Annotated in this window: 19 protein-coding genes; 9 read left to right on the top strand and 10 right to left on the bottom strand. The window is 46.3% G+C overall.

What is annotated here, in order from left to right:
* Positions 1-4: 4 nt before the first annotated feature.
* From FN124_RS12165 to FN124_RS12145, 6 genes are read right to left on the bottom strand one after another with little or no spacing between them, the layout of a single operon-like run.
* Positions 5-1,462, bottom strand: a complete 1,458-nt coding sequence (locus FN124_RS12165; protein WP_142684986.1) for a c-type cytochrome — start codon at positions 1,460-1,462, stop codon at positions 5-7.
* A 15-nt stretch (positions 1,463-1,477) separates the two neighbouring features.
* On the bottom strand, positions 1,478-1,606 hold the full coding sequence (locus FN124_RS31410; RefSeq protein ID WP_260607404.1) for a hypothetical protein: 129 nt from the start codon (positions 1,604-1,606) through the stop codon (positions 1,478-1,480).
* 10 nt (positions 1,607-1,616) lie between these two features.
* Positions 1,617-2,486, bottom strand: coding sequence for a helix-turn-helix domain-containing protein (locus FN124_RS12160; RefSeq protein ID WP_142684985.1), 870 nt, complete (start codon positions 2,484-2,486; stop codon positions 1,617-1,619).
* 37 nt (positions 2,487-2,523) lie between these two features.
* On the bottom strand, positions 2,524-2,862 hold the full coding sequence (locus tag FN124_RS12155; protein WP_142684984.1) for a hypothetical protein: 339 nt from the start codon (positions 2,860-2,862) through the stop codon (positions 2,524-2,526).
* A gap of 32 nt (positions 2,863-2,894) precedes the next feature.
* Positions 2,895-3,518, bottom strand: coding sequence for an SCO family protein (locus FN124_RS12150; protein ID WP_142684983.1), 624 nt, complete (start codon positions 3,516-3,518; stop codon positions 2,895-2,897).
* 2 nt (positions 3,519-3,520) lie between these two features.
* Complete coding sequence (locus FN124_RS12145; RefSeq protein ID WP_142684982.1) at positions 3,521-3,835, bottom strand: YHS domain-containing protein; 315 nt, start codon at positions 3,833-3,835, stop codon at positions 3,521-3,523.
* A 369-nt stretch (positions 3,836-4,204) separates the two neighbouring features.
* Here FN124_RS12145 and FN124_RS12140 point away from each other — a divergent pair, with 369 nt between their 5' ends.
* On the top strand, positions 4,205-4,729 hold the full coding sequence (locus FN124_RS12140) for a class I SAM-dependent methyltransferase (RefSeq protein WP_142684981.1): 525 nt from the start codon (positions 4,205-4,207) through the stop codon (positions 4,727-4,729).
* Between the two features lie 154 nt (positions 4,730-4,883).
* Positions 4,884-7,259 (top strand): ABC transporter permease, encoded by a 2,376-nt coding sequence (locus tag FN124_RS12135; RefSeq protein WP_142684980.1) that lies wholly within the window; start codon positions 4,884-4,886, stop codon positions 7,257-7,259.
* 63 nt (positions 7,260-7,322) lie between these two features.
* Here FN124_RS12135 and FN124_RS12130 read toward each other — a convergent pair whose 3' ends face one another.
* On the bottom strand, positions 7,323-9,920 hold the full coding sequence (locus tag FN124_RS12130) for a DUF7133 domain-containing protein (protein ID WP_142684979.1): 2,598 nt from the start codon (positions 9,918-9,920) through the stop codon (positions 7,323-7,325).
* A gap of 502 nt (positions 9,921-10,422) precedes the next feature.
* Between FN124_RS12130 and FN124_RS12125 the strand changes: the two genes are divergently transcribed.
* The 7 genes from FN124_RS12125 (at position 10,423) to FN124_RS12095 (ending at position 17,206) form a co-directional block, all read left to right on the top strand.
* A complete protein-coding gene (locus FN124_RS12125; RefSeq protein WP_142684978.1) occupies positions 10,423-11,763 on the top strand; it encodes a glycosyltransferase family protein in 1,341 nt (446 codons plus the stop codon).
* 145 nt (positions 11,764-11,908) lie between these two features.
* Positions 11,909-12,280, top strand: a complete 372-nt coding sequence (locus tag FN124_RS12120) for a hypothetical protein (RefSeq protein ID WP_142684977.1) — start codon at positions 11,909-11,911, stop codon at positions 12,278-12,280.
* A 78-nt stretch (positions 12,281-12,358) separates the two neighbouring features.
* On the top strand, positions 12,359-13,489 hold the full coding sequence (locus FN124_RS12115) for a DUF4934 domain-containing protein (RefSeq protein WP_142684976.1): 1,131 nt from the start codon (positions 12,359-12,361) through the stop codon (positions 13,487-13,489).
* A gap of 167 nt (positions 13,490-13,656) precedes the next feature.
* Positions 13,657-14,829 (top strand): C1 family peptidase, encoded by a 1,173-nt coding sequence (locus FN124_RS12110; RefSeq protein WP_142684975.1) that lies wholly within the window; start codon positions 13,657-13,659, stop codon positions 14,827-14,829.
* A 91-nt stretch (positions 14,830-14,920) separates the two neighbouring features.
* A complete protein-coding gene (locus FN124_RS12105; protein WP_142684974.1) occupies positions 14,921-16,057 on the top strand; it encodes a serine hydrolase domain-containing protein in 1,137 nt (378 codons plus the stop codon).
* 118 nt (positions 16,058-16,175) lie between these two features.
* Positions 16,176-16,634, top strand: coding sequence for a helix-turn-helix domain-containing protein (locus tag FN124_RS12100; RefSeq protein WP_142684973.1), 459 nt, complete (start codon positions 16,176-16,178; stop codon positions 16,632-16,634).
* A complete protein-coding gene (locus FN124_RS12095) occupies positions 16,631-17,206 on the top strand; it encodes a VapC50 family PIN domain-containing toxin (RefSeq protein WP_142684972.1) in 576 nt (191 codons plus the stop codon). Before FN124_RS12100 ends, FN124_RS12095 begins: the two co-directional genes overlap by 4 nt.
* 247 nt (positions 17,207-17,453) lie before the next feature.
* On the opposite strand, the gene FN124_RS12090 is transcribed toward FN124_RS12095, so the two are convergent.
* From FN124_RS12090 to FN124_RS12080, 3 genes are read right to left on the bottom strand one after another with little or no spacing between them, the layout of a single operon-like run.
* Positions 17,454-18,470 (bottom strand): zinc-binding alcohol dehydrogenase family protein, encoded by a 1,017-nt coding sequence (locus FN124_RS12090; RefSeq protein WP_142684971.1) that lies wholly within the window; start codon positions 18,468-18,470, stop codon positions 17,454-17,456.
* 37 nt (positions 18,471-18,507) lie between these two features.
* Positions 18,508-19,767, bottom strand: coding sequence for an L-fucose:H+ symporter permease (fucP, locus tag FN124_RS12085; RefSeq protein WP_142684970.1), 1,260 nt, complete (start codon positions 19,765-19,767; stop codon positions 18,508-18,510).
* Between the two features lie 22 nt (positions 19,768-19,789).
* Positions 19,790-20,806, bottom strand: coding sequence for an aldo/keto reductase (locus FN124_RS12080; RefSeq protein WP_142684969.1), 1,017 nt, complete (start codon positions 20,804-20,806; stop codon positions 19,790-19,792).
* Positions 20,807-20,831 lie beyond the last annotated feature (25 nt).

The raw sequence follows: 20,831 nt of genomic DNA, 5'->3' as shown, positions 1-20,831 counted from the left end.
TGTTTTATGGGTTCTTTTCTTCTTTCAGTAATGCCTCTGCGGCAGGCACATTTTGCAGCGGGTTCACTATTACGCCGGTGGTTTGTGCCCCCTCCAGCGATTCCCCGCTCAGCTGCAGATGCCGGATATAAGCGGCCAGCGCCTTCAGCTCTGCTTTATTCCCCGGAAAAGGCGGCATATAGGTACGGCCATTGTGCATGTTCGGAATATATGCTTCCATTGAATTTTCCTCCAGTGGTTCTCCTTTGCCGTATACGCCTTCAAATACCGTTACAATGGAATTAATGCCATTAGTGGTATGGCAACGGCTGCACGACAACATAAACACATCCCTGCCTGCACTTAGTTTATTCGTTTCCGTTATAACCGCCGCCCCCGCATAGGTGGCGTATTTCAGGATACCATCCCTTTTGTATAAGGGATAATCTTCTTCCCGTAATAAATTGGAATACATATACCCTCCTATCACGTAAGGCTTCCTGATAAATTCCCTTACCCTTTCAAAAATGCCGAGGAACCCAAAGGCAGCCAGGCAGGGCACCAGTACAAAGGCAAAACGTATACTCCCCGGCCGCGCCCAGGCCCAGATACTGATGAGCACCACCAGCGATACGGCGCCGGGAATAATATAACTCAGCAATCCATAATATTTTTCGAACTCCATGGTACCCACTGCTGTGCTCATATTGGCGCGCATGGCTTCCGGCATGACGTTGTAATAGATGCAGGCTGCAGCCAGCGTGACCGGGGCCCAGCCCAGGATCCACTGTGCAGCGCTTTTCAACACCCTGCTCCTTTCTATACTGCCTTTTTCCCCGAAAATGGTGGTGAGCAACATACCAAAGATGCCGCCCAGGACCATGGCTGCAGGCGTTCTAAAAAAGAGCTGTGGCAGGTAAATGGGATTGGTAAACCCGTTCAGCAGGCTATGGTGTTTGTTCCAGTTGCCGGGGTCCATCATAAATCCAAGTATGGATACAATAATGGCCATAGTGATCCAGGAAAAGATGGACAGGAACCATCCCAGGCGGATATGACGCAGCTTTCCGCGCAGGGTGGCATTGGCGTTTTTCCAGGTGAGGAAATAGATCATGATCAGCACTACCTCCGTTACAAAGGCGACCCACTCCGCGAACCAGGCGAAGTAGAACACACGGATCAGGCTCCCGATAGAAGAAGGGCTGATCAATGCGGCGGAAAACCAGATACCTACTCCCGTCATAGCCCCTATGGTGGTAGTGATGATAAAGGCCACCTTCATTTTTTTATATACCATTTCATCCCAGGCAGGGTTTGTGATCTGCGTGGGACCAGCCATTTTAACGCCTTTTTGTTCCAGCCACGCGATGTAGGGAATAAAACCCACTGCCAGTCCGTGGTTGATGAAAACATGCACGATGGCGATCATGGCAATGAGGAACCGGTCGTTCAGCCAGTCGAGGTGGAACATTGGAAAATCCATGTGATGATTTTTAGTCTACAACAATTTTAACAACAGCAGGATCAGGCAGCATAGGAGCACGCCCACTGCTATCCTGTTTAACAGGATGATGGTGCCCAGCAGGTTTTTCTTTCCCGGCCCGGCGTTATATTCATTGATTGACATACAAATATTTTTACTGTTGTTTTTTTCTGAAACTCTCGGGTGTTGTGCCCGTGTTTTTTCCAAAGAAGGTGACGAAATAAGATGCGCTTTCAAAGCCAAGTTCCTTGGCTACCTCCGCTACCGACAGTCCCGTGTAATGTAGCAGGCGCCGGGCTTCCAGCGTGATCCGTTTTCGGATCAGCGCTCCGCTCGATAACCCGTTGTATTCCCTGCACAATTTATTCAGGTAGTTGGTGGTGATATTAAGTTGACCTGCATAAAAAGAAGGCGTTTTGTGCGCAATGAAATGTTCGTCCAGCAGCAGTTTGAACTGTCGCAGTTTTTCTTCCTTGTTGTTCTTCCGCTCGGTTCCTTCCACCGGGTTAAACAGCCGCTCCAGGTTACAGAGCAGGATATTGAGATAAGACCGCAGCACGTTGCCGGCGCCTTTCTGGCGGTGATGGAATTCCTGTTCCATAAACCGGGTAATGTGGCTCCACTCTGCCGCTTTGGCGGCGTTCAGACGTACCTCATGCACATTTTCCTTATTCAGGAATGAGAAGTTGAGCAATACATTGTTGTTATATCTCAGGGAGAAGAAACCTTCTGTAAAGCAGATCACGTGACCGCTGGCATTGCGGTTAATATGTATGCTGCATATGCTGCCGGGTTTCACACAAATGATTTTCGGATGATCCAGCAGGATGGTAACGCCATCTATCACCGCACTGCCTTCTGCGCTTTCAATGCACAGCAGCATGTAGAACAATTGCCTGTGGGGCTGTTCCAGCAGCGGGTACTTATCGGGGATACATCCCGGGCTGCCTATCCAGAAAAAATCATTGCCAGTGTCAAACATATCGGCAGATAACACAGCGATTTCGCCGGATTTCATACTCATGTAGTAGCTTAATGATGTTTAACGCAATAGTGACTGGTTAAGCCATGGCAGCGGGCGGGCGGAAGATCTGCCTGATCAGCAGCTGGGGGAAATAAGGCGAGTGGTAATCGCAGAAGGAGATGATAATTCCGGGAGATACGGGTTTTGCCGGGGCAAGATCAAAGGGTTCGCAGAACAGGGTAATTTCTTTAAGCCGGCTGGCTGAATTGCCTTCCTGCTGCTGATCGTTTTCCTTTATTTTTTTTTCGAGGAAACAGGAGCCTTTACACACAGGAATAAGATCGAACCGGTTGATACAAAGTTCTGAGGCGATATAGTTCCTGTTAAGATAAAATGCGGCTACTATCCAGCAGTTGCCGGTGCTTTGCAAAAGCATTACACACAAAAGCCATATGGATAATATCCGTTTCAATTTTCTTTTAGTAAGATGTTAATATCGTTTATAAGCCGGGTTGTTTCCTTAGGGTCTGTGCCGTTATATACGCCGCGTATGTGCCGGGCTTTATCAACGAGGAGCAGTCCCCCGCTGTGAACATATCCCCCGGGAGCGGTACTGTCTTTGTACGCCGTGGAGAAATATCCTTTCTCCGCCAGGTGATATACCGTATCCTGGTTGCCGGTCACAAACCGCCATTTTGGGCCGCTTACTTCCTGGCTGGTGGTATACGCCTTCAGGCGGGGAATGGAATCGTCTTCCGGATCTATGGTATGCGACAGGAAAAGAACGCCGGCATTTGCTTTGAAGGTGTTGTATACTTTCTTCATTTCCGCCGTCATTTTCGGGCAGATGTTCGGGCACGACAGGAAAATAAAATCTGCCACATAGATCTTTCCGGCGAATGACCGCTCATTTACCGGGAGGCTGTCCTGGTCGGTGAACGAAAAAGGCGGTACCACCGGATAAATGGTGTCGTATACCGTTTTCCCGTTCTGCCCATGCGCCATTACATCAGGCTCTCCCAGGATGGGCAGCCTTTTTCCGGGCCTGTTACATGCAGACAGCAGTAATGCGAGCAGGAGGATCTTTTTCATTGTTATTTTACGCCAGGTGTGGAAGCCGCTTTCATCACAAGTGTATAAGCAGCGGGATTTAACAGGAAGCTGTCTTTACAGGCAGCAGAACAAAATCCGATCACAGCGCCCTGGTAATGGGCAGTGTCATAAATGCCCGCCTTAATGGGCATCCTGCATACAGGGTCACGCCTGTTAGCCACCAGGGCGGTATCGTACTGCTTTTCCTCCGGGGCTACTGTCATGGAAGAATCTCCCCGGGCGGGGGTTTCATGACCGCCGTTCCCGGCGCATGCCGCCAGTACGGTCATTATAAATAATCCAATAAAAATCTTCATGCCGCTTCATTTTTCATTATCAGCAGCAAAAGTAGGGATTAATACACAGGGACAGGAAAAATGAACAGGACAATAGTTTAGAAAAAAGTAACTAGTTTGCGGGAAACAGCAAATGTGCGGCCTAAAGCGACTGTATAGCAAAAGTATGGATGCTCCCCGGTTAAGCCATATTTGCGCCGGAGGTAAGCCACATTTCCCCCGTATATTCCCCGTATCTTCTGAGCTACGGGGAATCATGGGTTCCTCCTTTTCTCATTCCCGGGTAGTCCCCGGCATTCCCCGGGCCGGCCTGCTGATGGCGGATAGCCGGTCAGTACATTCCCTGCCAACGCTTTGCACAGCCCTCCCAAATTCCTACATTTATGCCCTATGGATATAAAAGACGCCATTGCGCTGATAAAGCACACACCTGCCAATGCAGTCGCCCCGGCAGTTTGGGCTGACCTGGGATGCGGCGCCGGCACATTTACCTACGCCCTGGCCCATTTGCTGGAACCAGGCAGCACTATTTATGCGTTCGATAAAGAGCGGCCGCGGTTAGCCTCCCTGCCTGATCCTCACCAGGTTCATATAAAGTCCGGGCAACTGGATTTCCTGGCAGATGATTTACCGGTATCAGGGCTGAATGGAATACTGATGGCCAATTCCCTGCACTATGTACCCGGGAAGCCGGCGTTTATTGATAAAATAGCCCGGCATTTGCAGCCGGACGGGGCTTTTCTCATTGTGGAATATGAAACATCCAGGTCCAATCCATGGGTACCCTATCCCGTACCATTCCGGGATTTAAAAACGCTGTTCCATGAAGCGGGGTTTACATCTGCCGGCAGGCTGAATGAAAGACCTTCACTATACGGATCAGGGCATATGTATGCGGCGTTGTTCAGGAGGTAAACAGGCATGTATCAAAAACGGACAGCCGGCTGTACTGAAAGTGAACAATTTTGTTTTCATAATAAGGATATAGTCTTGTAAATCAGCCATCTGGGTATCAGGCATCCCGTTTGAGAACTACCAGGATCAAACCCGGATTTTATAAGCGGATATTATGATCAGAAATTTCTTCAAAGTAGCTTACAGGAACCTTTTACGAAATAAAGGGTTTTCTTTCATCAATATTACCGGCCTGGCCATTGGTATGGCCGCCACCATGCTTATCCTGCTCTGGATACAGGATGAGCTTAGCTACGACCAGTTCCATCAAAACAAAGACCGGATCTATGAAGTATGGAATCATGTGCCTATGGATGGCGAGATCCGCAGCTGGAACGGCGTTTCCTCCCTGCTGGCGGGCACACTGGAAAAAGACCTGCCCGAGGTGGAGCGGGCAGTCAGGGTAACCTATGATAACTATTTGCTTACAGCAGGTGATAAAAAAGTAATGAAATCGGCCAATATAGTGGACACCGGCTTCCTGCAGATATTCACTTTCCCTATGTTGAAAGGCGATCCGTTCACAGCGTTGAACGACAGGCATTCGATAGTGCTCACGGAAAAAACTGCTAAAATATTATTCGGCACTGAGGAAGCCCTGGGTAAGATTGTAAAAGTTGATAATAAAGATAATTTCACGGTTACCGGTATTCTGAAAGATCTTCCCACTAATTCAAGATTCAATTTCGATTACCTGCTGCCCCGGTCCTATACCAAATACCGGGAAGGAACAGACCTGGGCTGGCACGACAACAGCACGCCTACCTATGTATTACTGAAGCCCAATACCAGCTACGCAGCAGTGGAGGCTAAAATAAAACATCTCAAACAACGCTACGATGATGAGGCCAAAAGAATAAATTGGGAACTGGGTATTTACCCCCTTAGCCGCTGGCGCCTGTATTCCAGCTTCAGCAACGGCGTGGAAGATAACGGGGGGCGCAGCACCTTTATCCGGCTGTTCAGCATCATTGCAGGATTTATATTACTGATCGCCTGCATAAATTTCATGAACCTGAGCACCGCCCGGAGTGAAAAACGCGCAAAGGAAGTGGGGATCCGGAAATCAGTGGGGGCCCAGAAAAGCTCCCTTATCGGCCAGTTCATCGGGGAATCCGTTTTCCTCGCATTCCTGGCAGGCATTGCGGCCGTCATTGTTGTACAGATAAGCCTGCCAGCCTTTAACCAGCTTACCGGTAAAAAACTGTTCCTCCACTTTGGTAATATGTATACATGGCTGGGACTTGCAGGCTTCATCCTGTTCACCGGCGTGCTGGCTGGCAGCTACCCGGCCTTCTTTCTTTCTTCTTTCCAGCCTGTGAAAGTATTAAAAGGCACCTTTAAGAAAACCAATGCGCTGATAACACCAAGGAAAGCACTGGTGGTGGTACAGTTCACATTTGCTATCCTGCTTATTATCTGCACTATTATTGTAAAACAACAAATAGATTATGCCCGCAACCGGAATACAGGCTACAACAAAGATCATCTTGTATACCATTTCATGACGGGCGACATCGCCAAGAATTATGCGTTGATAAAAAATGAATTGCTGGCATCTGGTATTGCCACTTCCGTTACCAAAACAAATTCCCCCCTTACCGAAAGATGGAGCGATGGATGGGGACAGGACTGGGAAGGAAAAGATCCTAACTATAATCCGTCCTTCGACAGGTACCTGTGCGACGAAGGGCTGGGCGTTACCGCAGGCCTGCAGTTTGTACAGGGCCGCGATTTTGACCTGAAACAATACCCTACAGATTCAACCGGGCTTATTATCAATGAATCGGCGCTGAAAATTTTGAAGTTCAAAGACCCGATCGGTAAAACAGTAAGTGACCTGGGTGTCGACTGGCACATTGTAGGCATTATTAAAGACTTTATTCTTACCAATCCGTACGAACCTACCAACCCGATGCTGATATGTGGCGCGAAGAGCCGGTTTATGACTTTTAATGTGATGCAGATAAAACTGAACGGGAACAATTCCACCAGCCGGAACCTGGATAAGACCGCAGCCATTTTCAGGAAATATAACCCCGATTATCCCTTTGATATAAAATTTGTGGATCAGGCCTACGCCAGCAAATTTGAAAGCGAAAAGCTCCAGGGCCAGCTGGCTGGCCTGTTTGCAGGGCTTACAATATTTATCTCCTGTCTTGGTTTATTCGGGCTGGCCACTTATGTAGCAGAAAACAGGGTAAAGGAAATCGGTATCCGGAAAATATTAGGCGCCTCTGTAGCGGGTATCACTACATTATTGTCAAAAGATTTTGTGAAGCTGGTGATCGTGTCTTTCCTTCTGGCAGCGCCCGTGGCCTGGTGGGGCATGCATAAATGGCTGCAGGGTTACACTTACCGGGTGAACATTGAATGGTGGGTGTTTGCACTGGCAGCTTTCCTTTCTGTAACGATTGCATTGCTGACGGTGAGTTATCAATCGATCAGGGCAGCTATTGCCAACCCGGTGAAAAGCCTGAGAGCGGAATAGGTTCTTTATTAAATCTCCCCCGGGTATGACAGCCCGGAGGAGATAAATGTTTTATAAAACGTATTATTTTTTCTGCTGCGCCAGGAAGCTCACCAGAGATGCAAACTCGTCGTACGACAGTGCATTGGCAAGACCTGCCGGCATCATGGAGGTTTTCATTTCCTTGCGGCTCAGGATATCAGCCGTATTAACCGTGTATACTTCTCCTGCAATATCTCTCATCACCACTTTGGTTGCTGTTTCTTCAGTGATAAATCCTACATAGGTTTTATTACCCTTCGCAGTGACTGTTACAGTTGCGAATCCCTGTGAAATAGAAGCATTAGGTTTAAGGATGGATTCGGCGATCCGCTCACGGTTCATGATAGATCCGATCTGCCCCATAAAAGGCCCTTTCATTTTTTCACCCCTGCTGAGGCTATGACAGGCGATACAGCCCTGGTTGGTGAACAGTACCCTTCCTTTGGCGGCATCTCCTTTTAACTGCTTCACGGCCAGCAGCACATCTTCAATAGAAGATTTGCCAACCTGTCCTTTCTTACTTTTTATTTTCTCCAGGTCCACTTTAGGCTCTTTTACTGCAACGGCTTCCGCCTTTTTCAGCGGGGCAAAAGCAGCGATCTCCATCCTGTTACGGGCATCAAGCTCTCTGAAAAGCTGCAGGCGGACAGGGTTTGCCGCCTCCTTCTTCATAAAGTTCTCGATCACAGGCGATCCTGCCCAGAGTACGGCTTTATAATACGGGCCATGTGAATCGGGCCGGGTTCCCCACCACCAGGATGCGTCATAGGCGTCCTCTTTCCTGTACAGGCGCGCCAGCGTAACCAGGATCTGCTTCTTCAGCTTTTCGTCTTTCGACTGTTTGTAGGCAGCAATTAAACCATTCACTGCCTTTTCATCATGCATATAACGCAAAGCCCATAATGCAAGCGTGGCATCGGGGCCTTTAATAGCCGATACAGCGGCATCTACCGCATTCAGTTCCACCAGTGCGCGCACTGCCAGGTGAGGCAACACAATAGCGGCATTGGGTGTGGCATGTGGTCCTTCCTTATCTTTGACAGGCGCCACAAATGAGGCAGGCACTTTTGTTTGCAGTAAAGCCGTGGCGGCTTCTATACGGCCTAAACGTCCAAGGCCTACAATTGCTGCGGCCTGAACACGTGGAGATGGATCTTTCAGTGCATCCAGGAAGGGTTGCTCCGGAACATCCCCGCGAATGCCTTTGCGATCTGCCAGGGCGCGCAATGCGTGCTCCTTCACGGCAGGATCTTTTGTAAGCTCCACCAGCGCCGTGATACCATCTTTTCCTGTGGCCTGTGCATATGTATAGAGGCCGGCCAAACGGGCGTATAATGGTAACTGTGCGTCCGATGCGATCTTTAAAGCGGCAGCAACTCCCTGCTGGTCACCGCGGCGGAGCAGCTCCTGCGACGCATTTAACCGGGCCACTGCACTGGTAGATTTAAGCAGGTTCACCAGTTCTTCCACCGGGGCTTTGGCCAGGTCAGGGAAAGCCTTGTAGGTCCAGTTATTGGGCACGGCTCTCACTACGAAGCCAATGGTATCGCTACCGGAATAACCGGCGCCATCCCATGCAGAGAGGTAAAGCCTGCCTGATCCGTCCACATCCAGGTCGGTGATCTGTGGAAGTGCAATGAAGTCTTCTTCTTTTTGTGTGAAGGTTGCGCCATCGGGCTTTACCCTGTGGATGTAAAGCATGCTTCTTCCCCAATCGGCCATCATAGGCACATTGTTATATTTTTCGGGCCAGCCTGGCTCCGACATAAATAAGGCGCCGGTACCGGAGCCTCCGCCCAGGTCTGCCAGCGCAGGTATTATTTCATCTGTAAAATGCTGGAACAATACCGGGTACCCGTACTCGCCGGATTGGATATGATGTGAGAAGCGTACATTCCATCCTCCGCCATCATTGGTGTTTTCCCTTGTAAATACATTCATGTACGGATCGATGGCTACATCATACACATTGCGTGTGCCGTGAGTAAATACCTCCATTTCGGTACCATCAGGGCGTACCCTTACGATGCCTCCACCAAGCATGGTTAGCTTTTTACCGGAGCGGTCGGTAGCGTCATGGAACCCAAAGTCGCCCACAGCAATATAGATCCAGCCATCAATACCCATACGGATACCATTGGTAGCATGGTCTGTTCCACGCTCCTGGATGTATTTGGTGTTACTGAGGTGTTCAACAAGCGGTCTGGCAGGGCCATCGGCCTTTCCATCGCCATCTTTATCTTCAAAAACCACCAGGGCCATTCCTGTGGCTTTGCCTGTTTCGCTGGAAAATGTAGTGTGCAGTACAAATACCTGGTTGCCCATTACAATGATACCCCGTGGATTGTCTACAGTGGCAAAGTCGGTATGCTCATCCATTTTACCATCATTGTCCTTGTCCACCAGCTTTAGTATCCGGCCTTTCCCCGGATCTTTGCCAAGAGAACCTATCATGTCCACACCAACAAATACTTCCCCAGTAGGCGCTACTGCCAGGCAGGCGGGGCTGGGTGTAATGGCAGGGCCGGAAAATCGGGTGATGGTTAATTCAGTGGGGGCGGTTTGAGAATACCCTGAAAACGGTTTTACTACAATAAGCGCTGTAAGAGAACAGATCAGCTTAAGAGGAAATTTAATCATTTAATTGCGGCTTGTTTAAGATCGTATAACTATAACTAAGTAAGTGAATTAGCCGATCAAGATATAAAAAATAAATTTCCATATCGGAATTTATTCTTTAAACGGTACCTGGTTTCTGTTTGCTGCCATTGTGATGAAAATATTGCATTATGAAATAAATTATCCTATATTTAAGTACTGTATTCAGGTTGAGCTAAACGGATTGAAAGCGTTAGCAAAAGAGATCAGATAATTTCAGGCGCCTGGTTGCCCGTTGTAAATGTGCCTGAAATAATTCCACGAACATAGTTCCAACCCGTATTTGAAGAAACCGAGATTCCAGGCCGATGAGAGATGTGATAGTGTTAGCCCTATAATATGCCAGACACTAATCCTTATGATAATAATATATCCATGATACCCGGTTATTATTCTGACAAAGTAGTGCGTCTAAATGTGTTTCCCGTAAGGGGAACGGGAAGCGTGACTGAACCTTTTTCCTGACAACTTTAGTTTTGTACAAATGAATCACAACGTTAGTGCTGTTTCCACGCAGCGTATATTTCCACGGCTGAAAGAAATCGTTGTTGTTAATAGTGTGACATTATCTGTGGCTGCATTAGTGCTCTTCACACTAATGGTTTATTTCCCTGTATTTTCTCATCAATTTCAAACGCATTGGGATGATCAATGGGTAGTGATTAATCCGTATACGGAAAACGGGCTGAACTCACAAAACCTATGGGCCATCCTGACGGAATTTTACAAAGGGCAATACGCTCCTCTTAACCAGCTGCTATATACAATACTGTATTCCGTATTTGGTTACAACCCGTTTTGGTTTCACCTGGCAGGCATTATGCTGCACCTGTGCAATGTGCTGCTGGTCTATTTCTTCATCCGGCGCGTCTTAACCCGATCAGGTGATTTTACGCTCGTTTCCATCACAAGGATCTCATTCTTCACAGCAGCTATCATGGCCCTTCATCCGCTGCTGGTAGAATCAGTGGCGTGGATATCGGCCTCCAAAATTCTTATTTACAGTTGCTTCTACCTGGTTGGGCTCCATCTTTATTTAAAGTATCTATCTTCCGGCAAAATAATTTATTACTTACTCACCCTACTTCTTTTCATCTGCTCTTTCGGAGGAAAAGAACAGGCAGTAACGTTCCCGGTATGTTTGCTACTGGTTGATTATGCCGTAAACAGGAACTTAAAAACCAAACGGTTATGGATGGAAAAACTGCCGCTGTTCCTCCTCGCATTCCTGATGGGTTATATCACTTTACTTTCACAAAGTGCAGATAAAGTGGGGTTACTTTCCAATTCCCGCCATTATCCATTTTACCAGAATATTATATTTGCGAGCTATTCGGTAACCGAATACCTGGTAAAATGCCTGATCCCTGTTAAGCTAAGCTACCTGTATGTTTTTCCCAATGCTATCGGGGAAGAGGTACCTAAAAGATTCTGGATATATCCCCTGCTGTTACTGATCATGTTATTTTCATTCTGGGATTTCTGGAAAAAGAAATGGGTCTTTTTTGGCATCGCATTTTTCCTGATTCACATTGCTATGGTGCTGCATATCATTCCCATGGCCAGGTTTGCCATGGTGGCAGACAGGTATGCTTACCTGTCGTCTGTTGGAATATTTTTCCTGGTGGCTTTTTTTGCAGACAAGGCATTGAACCAAACAAAGCATATACGCCTGGTGCTGACCCTTGTTTTCCTCTACTCCCTTTCCATCGGGATTTATGCACATCAGCGAAGCAAAGTTTGGCGCAATAGCGATACCCTGAAACAGGAGCTAAAAGATCTTTTAGAGAAAGCAACGATTCCTCAAAATAACCCACATCAATGACACCGCTTATTATTAACCTCCCCAACATAACAGTTGAGTTATTCCTGCTGCAATACTGGTGACCCCTATGGGGTCTATTTATACTATACTTTCAACCAAAACAGCAAGCGTTAATCAAACCATATTTCAATTTAAAATTATAACCATGAAAAGAATCTTTAAAATCGCAGGCGGTATAGCCGTTGTAATCATATTAGTTTGCAACCTCCAGTATGCCCTTATCAGCTTTGATATTACAAATTCTTCCAACAAGGCATCCGCAGCATGGGTTGATACCAATGGTAATGGTAACAGGTATTGCGGATCTACCGGCGACAGGACCTTCAGAACAGGCACCTGGGTTTGGGTAAATGATGATTATTATTACGTGGTTGAGCATTGGATTGGTTACGACACCGGTTATTATGTATTTTATCCTAACAACTCAGGAAACCAGTGTGGTGCAGAGTATAACCCTTTCACCCCGCATAATAACTACCATGATGTAACAAATATTCCGCCCACGATAGTACCCTGATCATTTCATTCCAACATCTGCCATCCCTCCCGGGTGGCAGATGTATTTGTATTCACAAGCTGACTCAATCATATACTAATGAAGCAACACTTACTAATCTTTCTGATACTGCTATCAGCTTCCTGCTCTCAAAAAGGAGGCAAAGGATGGAATGACTCACCCGCTGTAAAAATTAAAATTACACCATTGGACAGCCAGACTGTTTTTATAGAAGATATTGCCGACAGTGTTTATTACGTTCAACTGAAAACCACCAAAGACTTTTTTGTTAACCAAATCTCCGGTTTCTTTGTAACCGATAGCCTCCTCATTATCGCTGACCGCTCGCAGGGGGCGGTATTAATTTTTGATCAGCACGGCGTTCCCAAAACAAAAATCCACCAGGTGGAAAATAAACGTGATCAGTATGTAAGCATGACAGATGTTATTTATGATGCACACCAACGCCAGGTTGAAATACTGGATCTTAGTCAGAATAAAATATTCCGGTATGACATCAGCGGAAAGCTAACCAAAGTACTTGAAATTATAGGCTCAAGATATTTCGGGCTAACATTTGCAAAAAGCGATGGAATGTATGTAAGCGAGATCGTGAATAACAATAAAGAGATGGTAAGGCTAAGGATCTACAAGGAGAAGGGCAACATGGTCACCTATCATTCCCAGGAACTGTCTTTTTTTCCGCTGATAAAGGAACTTGATATAGCCTTCCCGCACCAGTTCGACAACTACAAAGATTCGGTTTTCTATTTTCCGCTGTTAGACGATAAGATCTACCACGTAACAGCGGACGGGGCAATCCCCATATACCAGGTAGATGCGCCGGGGAACAACCTGATAACGGAAGAAACCAAAGCCATCACAACTATCAGGGATCATTTTGCCTATTGGAAAAAAATGGAAACTGATAATATTATCTATGATAACAACTCCCTGTTTATTACAGATAAATGGGTATCGTTCAGGTATAGTTTTCAATCGAGGATCAGTCCGAGGAATGTATTTTTTTCAAAGAAAACCGGCAAAGTACTTCAGCTGACAGAATATAGCAGCAGAAAAGATTCCACCTTCCATTCCCGGAATAAAATAACAGGAAAGCTGGGCGATTATTTTGTAATGAAGGTTCCTCCCCTTCATCCACCTGTACCAGGAACAACAGCGCCGCGGGAAGATATTAGTTTTATGTTTTTCAGATTAAAGGATTTTTGAGGGATATGCGGGTGATCTCATGCCAGGTACCTCTACAAGTACCTGTTATTAAAAAACAGGCATTCCGGAGCAACCTTCTTTGAGTGATGGTGTCCTTTAATATGAGTTACAATATGTAGCTCACATTAACCCCAAACCGGTTAACAAAAAACATGATAAGCACAACTATGAAAAGAAATCAACTCCCGGTATTATTATTCCTGTTTTTGTTGCCCGTAACGGAGGCCTGCAAAAGCAAAGCCAAAAAGGAAGTTACCAAACCGGTACCCAAAAGCAATTATGTTTTCTCCGATATAAAAGACATAACTGCATTACCCGTTATTGACCAAAACGCCTCCGGAACATGCTGGAGCTTTTCCACCACTTCTTTCCTGGAGTCGGAGATCATCCGGCTGAAAGGTGAAAAGATCGACCTTTCGGAGATGTATTTTGTAAGATGCGCCTATTTACTAAAGGCCCGGAATTATATCCTGCGACAGGGAACTGCGCGCTTTACCGAAGGCGGGCTTAATCATGATCCGCTGATCACTGCAGCGGCCTTCGGGATGCTGCCGCAGCAGGAATATACGGGGTTAAAGGAGGGGAAAACCCGGCATAATCATTTTAAAATGTTCAATGAACTGGATACTGCCGTAAAAAGATATGCCAATCCGGCGAATAAGGCCGGTACAGGATGGAAAAAGGAGATACCGGAAATATTGGATCGTTTCCTGGGAAAAGTACCGGAACAGTTTCAATATAACGGGCAAACATATACGTCGCAGAGCTTTCTTGCCTATACCCGGCTAAATCCCGGTGATTACCTCACCATTACTTCTTTTTCGGATGCCCCGTTCTATAAACTTTTCCAGCTGAGCATACCTGCCAACTGGGCCAATGAACGGTTTTATAACCTGCCTCTTGATGAGTTTATGGAAAACATTGATCATGCCGTTGATGCCGGGTTTTCTCTGGCCCTCGACCTGGATGCCACTGAGCCCACCTTTGCTCCCGACCAGGGAATAGCCGTTCTGCCGGAAAAACAGGAAGATAACACCCTTATACTTACAGATATCCGGCCGGAAAAGAAAGTTACCCAGCAAATGCGCCAGGATGCGTTTGAATCTTTCGAAACCACCGACGATCACCTTATGCATATTGTTGGTAAAGCAAAGGATCAACATGGCAATATCTATTATAAAACCAAAAACTCATGGGGAACAGGCTCCAGCAGGCAGGGCTTTGTTTATCTCAGCGTTCCTTACATGAAAATGAAAGGCATCTCGGTACTCCTCCATAAAGATGGCCTGATGGAGGCAACAAAGCATAAACTTTGGAAGGACCCGGAAACCCCATACTGAGGTTCTGACTGCACAAACATTTCATGTGGATAGCTGTTTTGCTTTTATAGAAAATAATACCCTATTTTGGAGGTATTGCATCTATAAAAATATGAAGCAGGTACTTTTCAACGTAGCTATTATCCTGGTTACTTCCGCCTGTTACGGGCAGACCAATGTTAACACCAAAGGAGTTGCAAACGACAACCCTCTTCACACCAGGCTGGATTCACTGATAGATCACAGTGTACAACAGTATTTGCAGGACAGGCGGGCGGTGGGGATTTCCATTGGCATCCTTTTAAAAGACAAGGCCTGTTTTTATAACTATGGCGAAACAAAAGCAGGGAACAATAAACTCCCCCGGAACAACACGCTTTACGAGATTGGCTCAACCACAAAAACCTTTACCGGCATCTTACTCGGACAAGCGGTACTGGATAAAAAGATAAGGCCGGACGATGATATACGTAAGTACCTGAAAGGCGCCTATCCGAATCTTGAGTATAAAGGCATTCCTATCCGGGTAAAAGACCTGAGCAATCATACTTCAAGGATCACCCGTATCTTTCCGAATATGTGGGAGCGGCCGGAGTACGACTCGCTCAATCCACTGCATGACTATACCCGGCAATTATTGTACGAGGGCCTGCACAATATGAAAATGGACACCTTCCCAGGAAAGATATCTTCCTATTCCAACATGGCAGTAGCATTACTTGGCACCCTGCTGGAAGATGCGTATGGTCTGTCTTATTTTTCGCTCATTTCAAAAAATATCCTGGAACCGCTTTCTATGAAGGACACCCGGATAGATATTACCGCGTTACCGGCAGATGCAATTGCCTGGCCACACAATGAAAACCGCCAGGTGGTGCCCTTATGGGACCTGCACCACCTGCCTGCAATGGGGGCATTGCGATCAACCACACGCGACCTGATCTCCTTTATCAAAGCCAATAACACGGATACTTCACCGGCCATAGCTCTCTCTCACCAGCCTACTTTTGGAACAAAGCAGGAAGGTATGGGAATGAACTGGTTTATACATACATCGCACGAAGGCTACCGGATACTTGAACATGGCGGAGGTACGGGCGGCTCACGCAGTTCCCTGGAATGTTTTCCTGGTCTTCATTCAGGATTTGTTATTCTTACTAATAGTCTTGCTAATCGTAACAGGCTGGAAAAAGAGCTGGCTGCTATTGTGGTTGCGGAAGCGGAGAGATCTCTCCTCATTTCAAAATAGATAGTTTAAAAAAATTCATATTTGATTGATTATATTTCACTTATAACATAATCTATTTAAATTATTGTTTCGTTTATTTCGTTTACGTATCTTTGATCTATTAAAAATATAAAGGATTATGGAAGCCATCATAGAAAAAACCAACAAGAAAGATCAGAAATTAGCGAAATCTTTCCTGATGGAACTGCAAGAAACCTTCCAAATGATCATAAAGACTAAACGTGAAAGTGTAACTATTAGAATAGACGATACAAAAGGAACCCGGCAGATTCCTAAAAAAGCATTTGCGTTGCTTTACAACATACTCGATCTTATGGCAGAGGGGAAATCTGTTACGCTGTTTCCCAGTGATGCAGAAATCAGTACCCAGGAGGCGGCAGATTTGTTAAACGTATCCAGACCTTATGTAGTAAGTCTGTTGAAAAAGGGAGACATCCCATTTACTAAAGTGGGCACACACAGAAGAATTCTCCTGAGCGATATTATTGCCTACGATAAACAGCTGCAAAAGAATCGAAACAGCAAGCTGAACTTCCTGGCCAAACAGGCACAGGAGCTTAACCTCGGATACGAATGACCAATACGACAGGGCTAATAGCTGTATTAGATGCGAATGTTTTATACCCCGCCCCGATAAGGGATATCCTATTGCATTTGGCAGATGCTAAACTATTTCAACCTAAATGGACTGACCTGATACACGATGAATGGATCAGGAACCTGTTAATAAATAGACCCGACATCAAGTCTGACAGCCTGAAAAAAGCACGTACCGCTATGGAAAGTGCCTTTCCGGATGCCCATGTATCTTCATATGAATCACTGATAGATGAAATAACATTGCCTGACGTAGATGACAGACATGTATTGGCTGCAGCCATCAAAAGCAGAGCTACGATAATTGTCACCAATAATGTGAAAGATTTTCCCGCAAAAAACCTACGGTCATATCATATAATGGCTATGACAGCAGATCATTTTGTCAAAAAACTAATAATGCTCGACGAAAGCCGGGCGCTTAATGCATTTCATTCACAGGTGCGTAATATGAAAAACCCACCCTTGTCAGCAAACCAGGTATTAATTTCGCTGGAAAAATGCAGGTTAACTGATAGTGTATCAGCACTAAAATCATTACTAAAACTTTAATGCTATTTGCTCCGGAATAAATGGTTATTGTACGCCAGGCCCATCGCCAACCGGCGCCGCTAAATATGCCGGAAGCGCAAAGCTTCCGGCCGGGGCAATCATTCTCAAATTGTAATAAGAAACTGTTGTAGGAATAAATAGTACATCTGGAACAGCATACAAAGCTATAGCCAAACCCCCGTATTGATGACGCTCTATTGTTTCAAATAAGGGGCCGGTTTGTTACCAGGCCTATTCAGGGAAAACATTAATCCATGCTTACCATTGCCTTTATCACTCCACTGGAAGGATCCAGCCAACTTTCAAACGTGTCTTTTACCTGTTCCAGTTTAACACGGTGGGTGATATACGTTTTAGGATCAATCAATCCTTTTTTCATGGAGTCAATTACATGTTCAAAGTCGGCCGTAGTAGCATTGCGGCTGCTCATTAAAGTTGCCTCACGCTTATGGAATTCCGGGTGGCTAAAGCTGATGGACTCTTTTTGTAAACCGATCAGCACATACCTGGCCCCGTGCGCCATATAGTTGAAAGCATTGTTGATGGCTTTCAGGTTGCCCGTTGCATCCATCACTACTGTTGGCATGTCTCCATTGGTTATCGTCATTAATGCTTCACTCACATTATCTTTCAGTGCATTGATCACATGCGTGATCCCTAACTTTGCCCTGCAGAAATTAAGGCGGAGATCATTTACATCCAGGGCAATAACCTTTGCACCGGCAATTTGTGCAAGCTGCATGGTTCCCAAACCGATAGGACCAGCGCCTACTACCAGCACATACTCTCCCGGCAGGATACCTGCCCGTTTTACCGCATGTGCGCCAATAGCCAGCGGCTCCACCAGTGCAAGCTCATCGAAGCTCAGTCCCTGTCCATGCACCAGCGAGTACGATGGCACTGCCAGGTAATCAACCATCCCTCCATCCTGGTGAACGCCACATACCTTAATACGGCTGCAACAATTCTGTTTACCATTGCGGCAGGCTATGCAGGCTCCGCAATAGAAATAGGGTATAATAGTGACCGGCTCGCCGGCAGTGAAACCAGGTGCGTTATCAAATTCCACCAGCTCCCCGGCCAGTTCATGACCAAGGATCCTGGGATATTCAAAAAAAGGCTGCGTTCCTTCAAAAGCATGCAGATCGGTGCCGCAAATGCCCACCCGCCTGATCTTCAGTATGGCATGCGATTGTTTTAGCTCCGGGGTTATACCATCCAAATATTCAAAATTTCCCGGTTGCGTACATACAAGTGTTCTCATCTCTACTTTTTTATAAAACCTTAAAGTTTACTGGCTTTTAGTGTGAGGCAGATAAATCTACTTTAGTGACTGCAATATTCTTTATTCCAAAATACAATACTGCAATAAAGCAAACTACCGGAACAATATATGCCTGCTGTATATTACTGGCGTCTGATACGCGTCCCATAACCACCGGTAAAATTGCTCCCCCAACAATAGCCATGATCACCAGGGAAGATCCCTTCTTCGTTTTTGCGCCAAGATCTTTTACGCTTAAAGCAAAAATGGTGGGGAACATAATAGACATAAAAAACTCCACCGCCATCAACGCGTATACAGCGGTGATGCCTGTTGTTGAGATGGCAACAGCAAGCAGCAGCATTACCAGTATACTGTAAATGACCAGTAGCCTGGGCGGCGCCATAAATCTCATTAATAAAGTTCCTGCAAAACGCCCTACCATAAACATCAGCAAAGCCGCAGATAAAAGATAGGCCGCCTGCACTTCTTCAATACCTGCTACCCGTTGTGAAAAGCGGATAAAGAAACTGCTGATACAAACCTGTGCGCCCACATAAAAGAACTGTGCGCCCACACCCAACAGAAGATTTTTCTCATTCAAAACAGAGCCGTTGGCGTTACCGGTCTCTTCTTCCTTGATCTCTGGCAAATAAGTTTTCCATACCAGTACCGCCACGCTCAACACTACCAGGGCTATAATCAGGAAAGGCAGCTGCACGGAGGAAGCTTCTGCTTTCAGGTAGTCATCCAGCTGACGGGCAGACATACCGGCCTCCTGTGATGCCGTTAATGCTTTCCCCGACAATATATAACGCCCGCCTATGAGCGGCGCCATGAATGCGGCAAGGCCATTGAACGACTGTGCAAGATTCAACCGGTAGGCGCCTTTAGCGGGGTCGCCCAATACGGTGATATATGAATTGGCAGCCGTTTCCAAGAATGTAAGCCCGCTGGCAATAATAAATAGCGCACAAAGAAAAAAGAGATAGGAGCGCGTAGCCGCCGCGGGGTAAAATAAAACGGCGCCTGCAGCGAACAATAATAATCCTAAGAGAATGCCTCCTTTGTAACCATATTTATACATGAACCTTCCGGCTGGCAAAGCAAGCAAAAAATAGGCGATGTAAGATGCCGAATCAATAAAGGCGGATTGAACATCACTGAGACGGCAGGCTTTTTTCAGGTGAGGAATTAAGATGGGATTCAGGTTCAGTGCAAAACCCCATAAAAAAAACAAGGCGGTGATAAGCCCTATGGCAAGGGTTGTTTTATTGGCTGATAATGCTTTATTCATATAGCGTTAGTTCTTACGTGGATTAATAATGAACAGTGGCTTCTCCCGTTAAATTTATCAGCTGTTTTTCCTTCATCTCGTCCCAGAATGCAGGTGGTATAGGCACATTGGCAAGTTCCAGGTTTTCAGCTACCCTTTGCGGGTGAGTAGTATTCAATGCTACGCTTACCACTCCCGGCGCTTTTAAGGCAAACTGCACACAGGCGGCAGCTGGTTTAACTGCATGCGCATGGCAAACTGAAAAAAACTCATCCCGCCATTTCAAATGCTGCTGATGTGTTTCATCAGCAGCATTGATCAATTGATAATCGTAATAATTCCCACCGGTAAGAAAGCCCGAGTGAAAAACTGCAGAGTTAATTACCTGCACTCCTTGCTGTTGCAATTGTTCCAGGAAAGTATGTAAGGGCCTGGGATGTACTTTGATGGTAAAACTGTTGGCAATCATTACCCAGTCCAACGCCACTTCCCTGCTGATGCGCTCTATCACCCGCCAGTTTTTGGCGCCGATACCTACAGATTGCACCCTGCCCGACAGCTTCAGCTCACGCAGCGCTTGATAGGCGCCCATAATATCCGAAAGCAGTTGTTCCTCTTCCTCTTTATTACGGGCTTTGGCCAGGTATTCGTCGGGATCATGTACGGATACCATTTGCGCGGTGTAATTTCCCAGGAGGGAATTTCCCTGCTCAAAACATTCCAGTATGCCATCGTAACTGATACGTTGTACCGCATCGTAGCGCAGGTTTTTCCATACGCCCGGTTCAAAAGTAGGTTCCGGTGTGGTAAGTGGCACGCGTAACCATCCCAGTTTGTTACTGATCAGTACTTTTTCAGGAGCAATATCCGCCTTGCGCAAAGCCGCGCCCAATGCTTCCAGCGCCAATCCGGCGCCGTATTTACCGGCAGTATCAAATACAACCTGTGATTGAGAGCGAACCAGGCATTCCTTTACAATCGCCTCTTTTGTAGCTTCCTCCAGAACGGTAAACAAATTTCCCAACCCGCTGGTGCCAAATACAATCTTTGGGAATGTCATATTTTTTTTATTCAGGTCTTAACTT

The organism is Chitinophaga polysaccharea, from assembly GCF_902150045.1.
In the GTDB taxonomy this organism is placed as follows: Bacteria; Bacteroidota; Bacteroidia; order Chitinophagales; family Chitinophagaceae; genus Chitinophaga; species Chitinophaga polysaccharea_A.
This window is presented reverse-complemented; position numbering and strand designations above follow the sequence as displayed.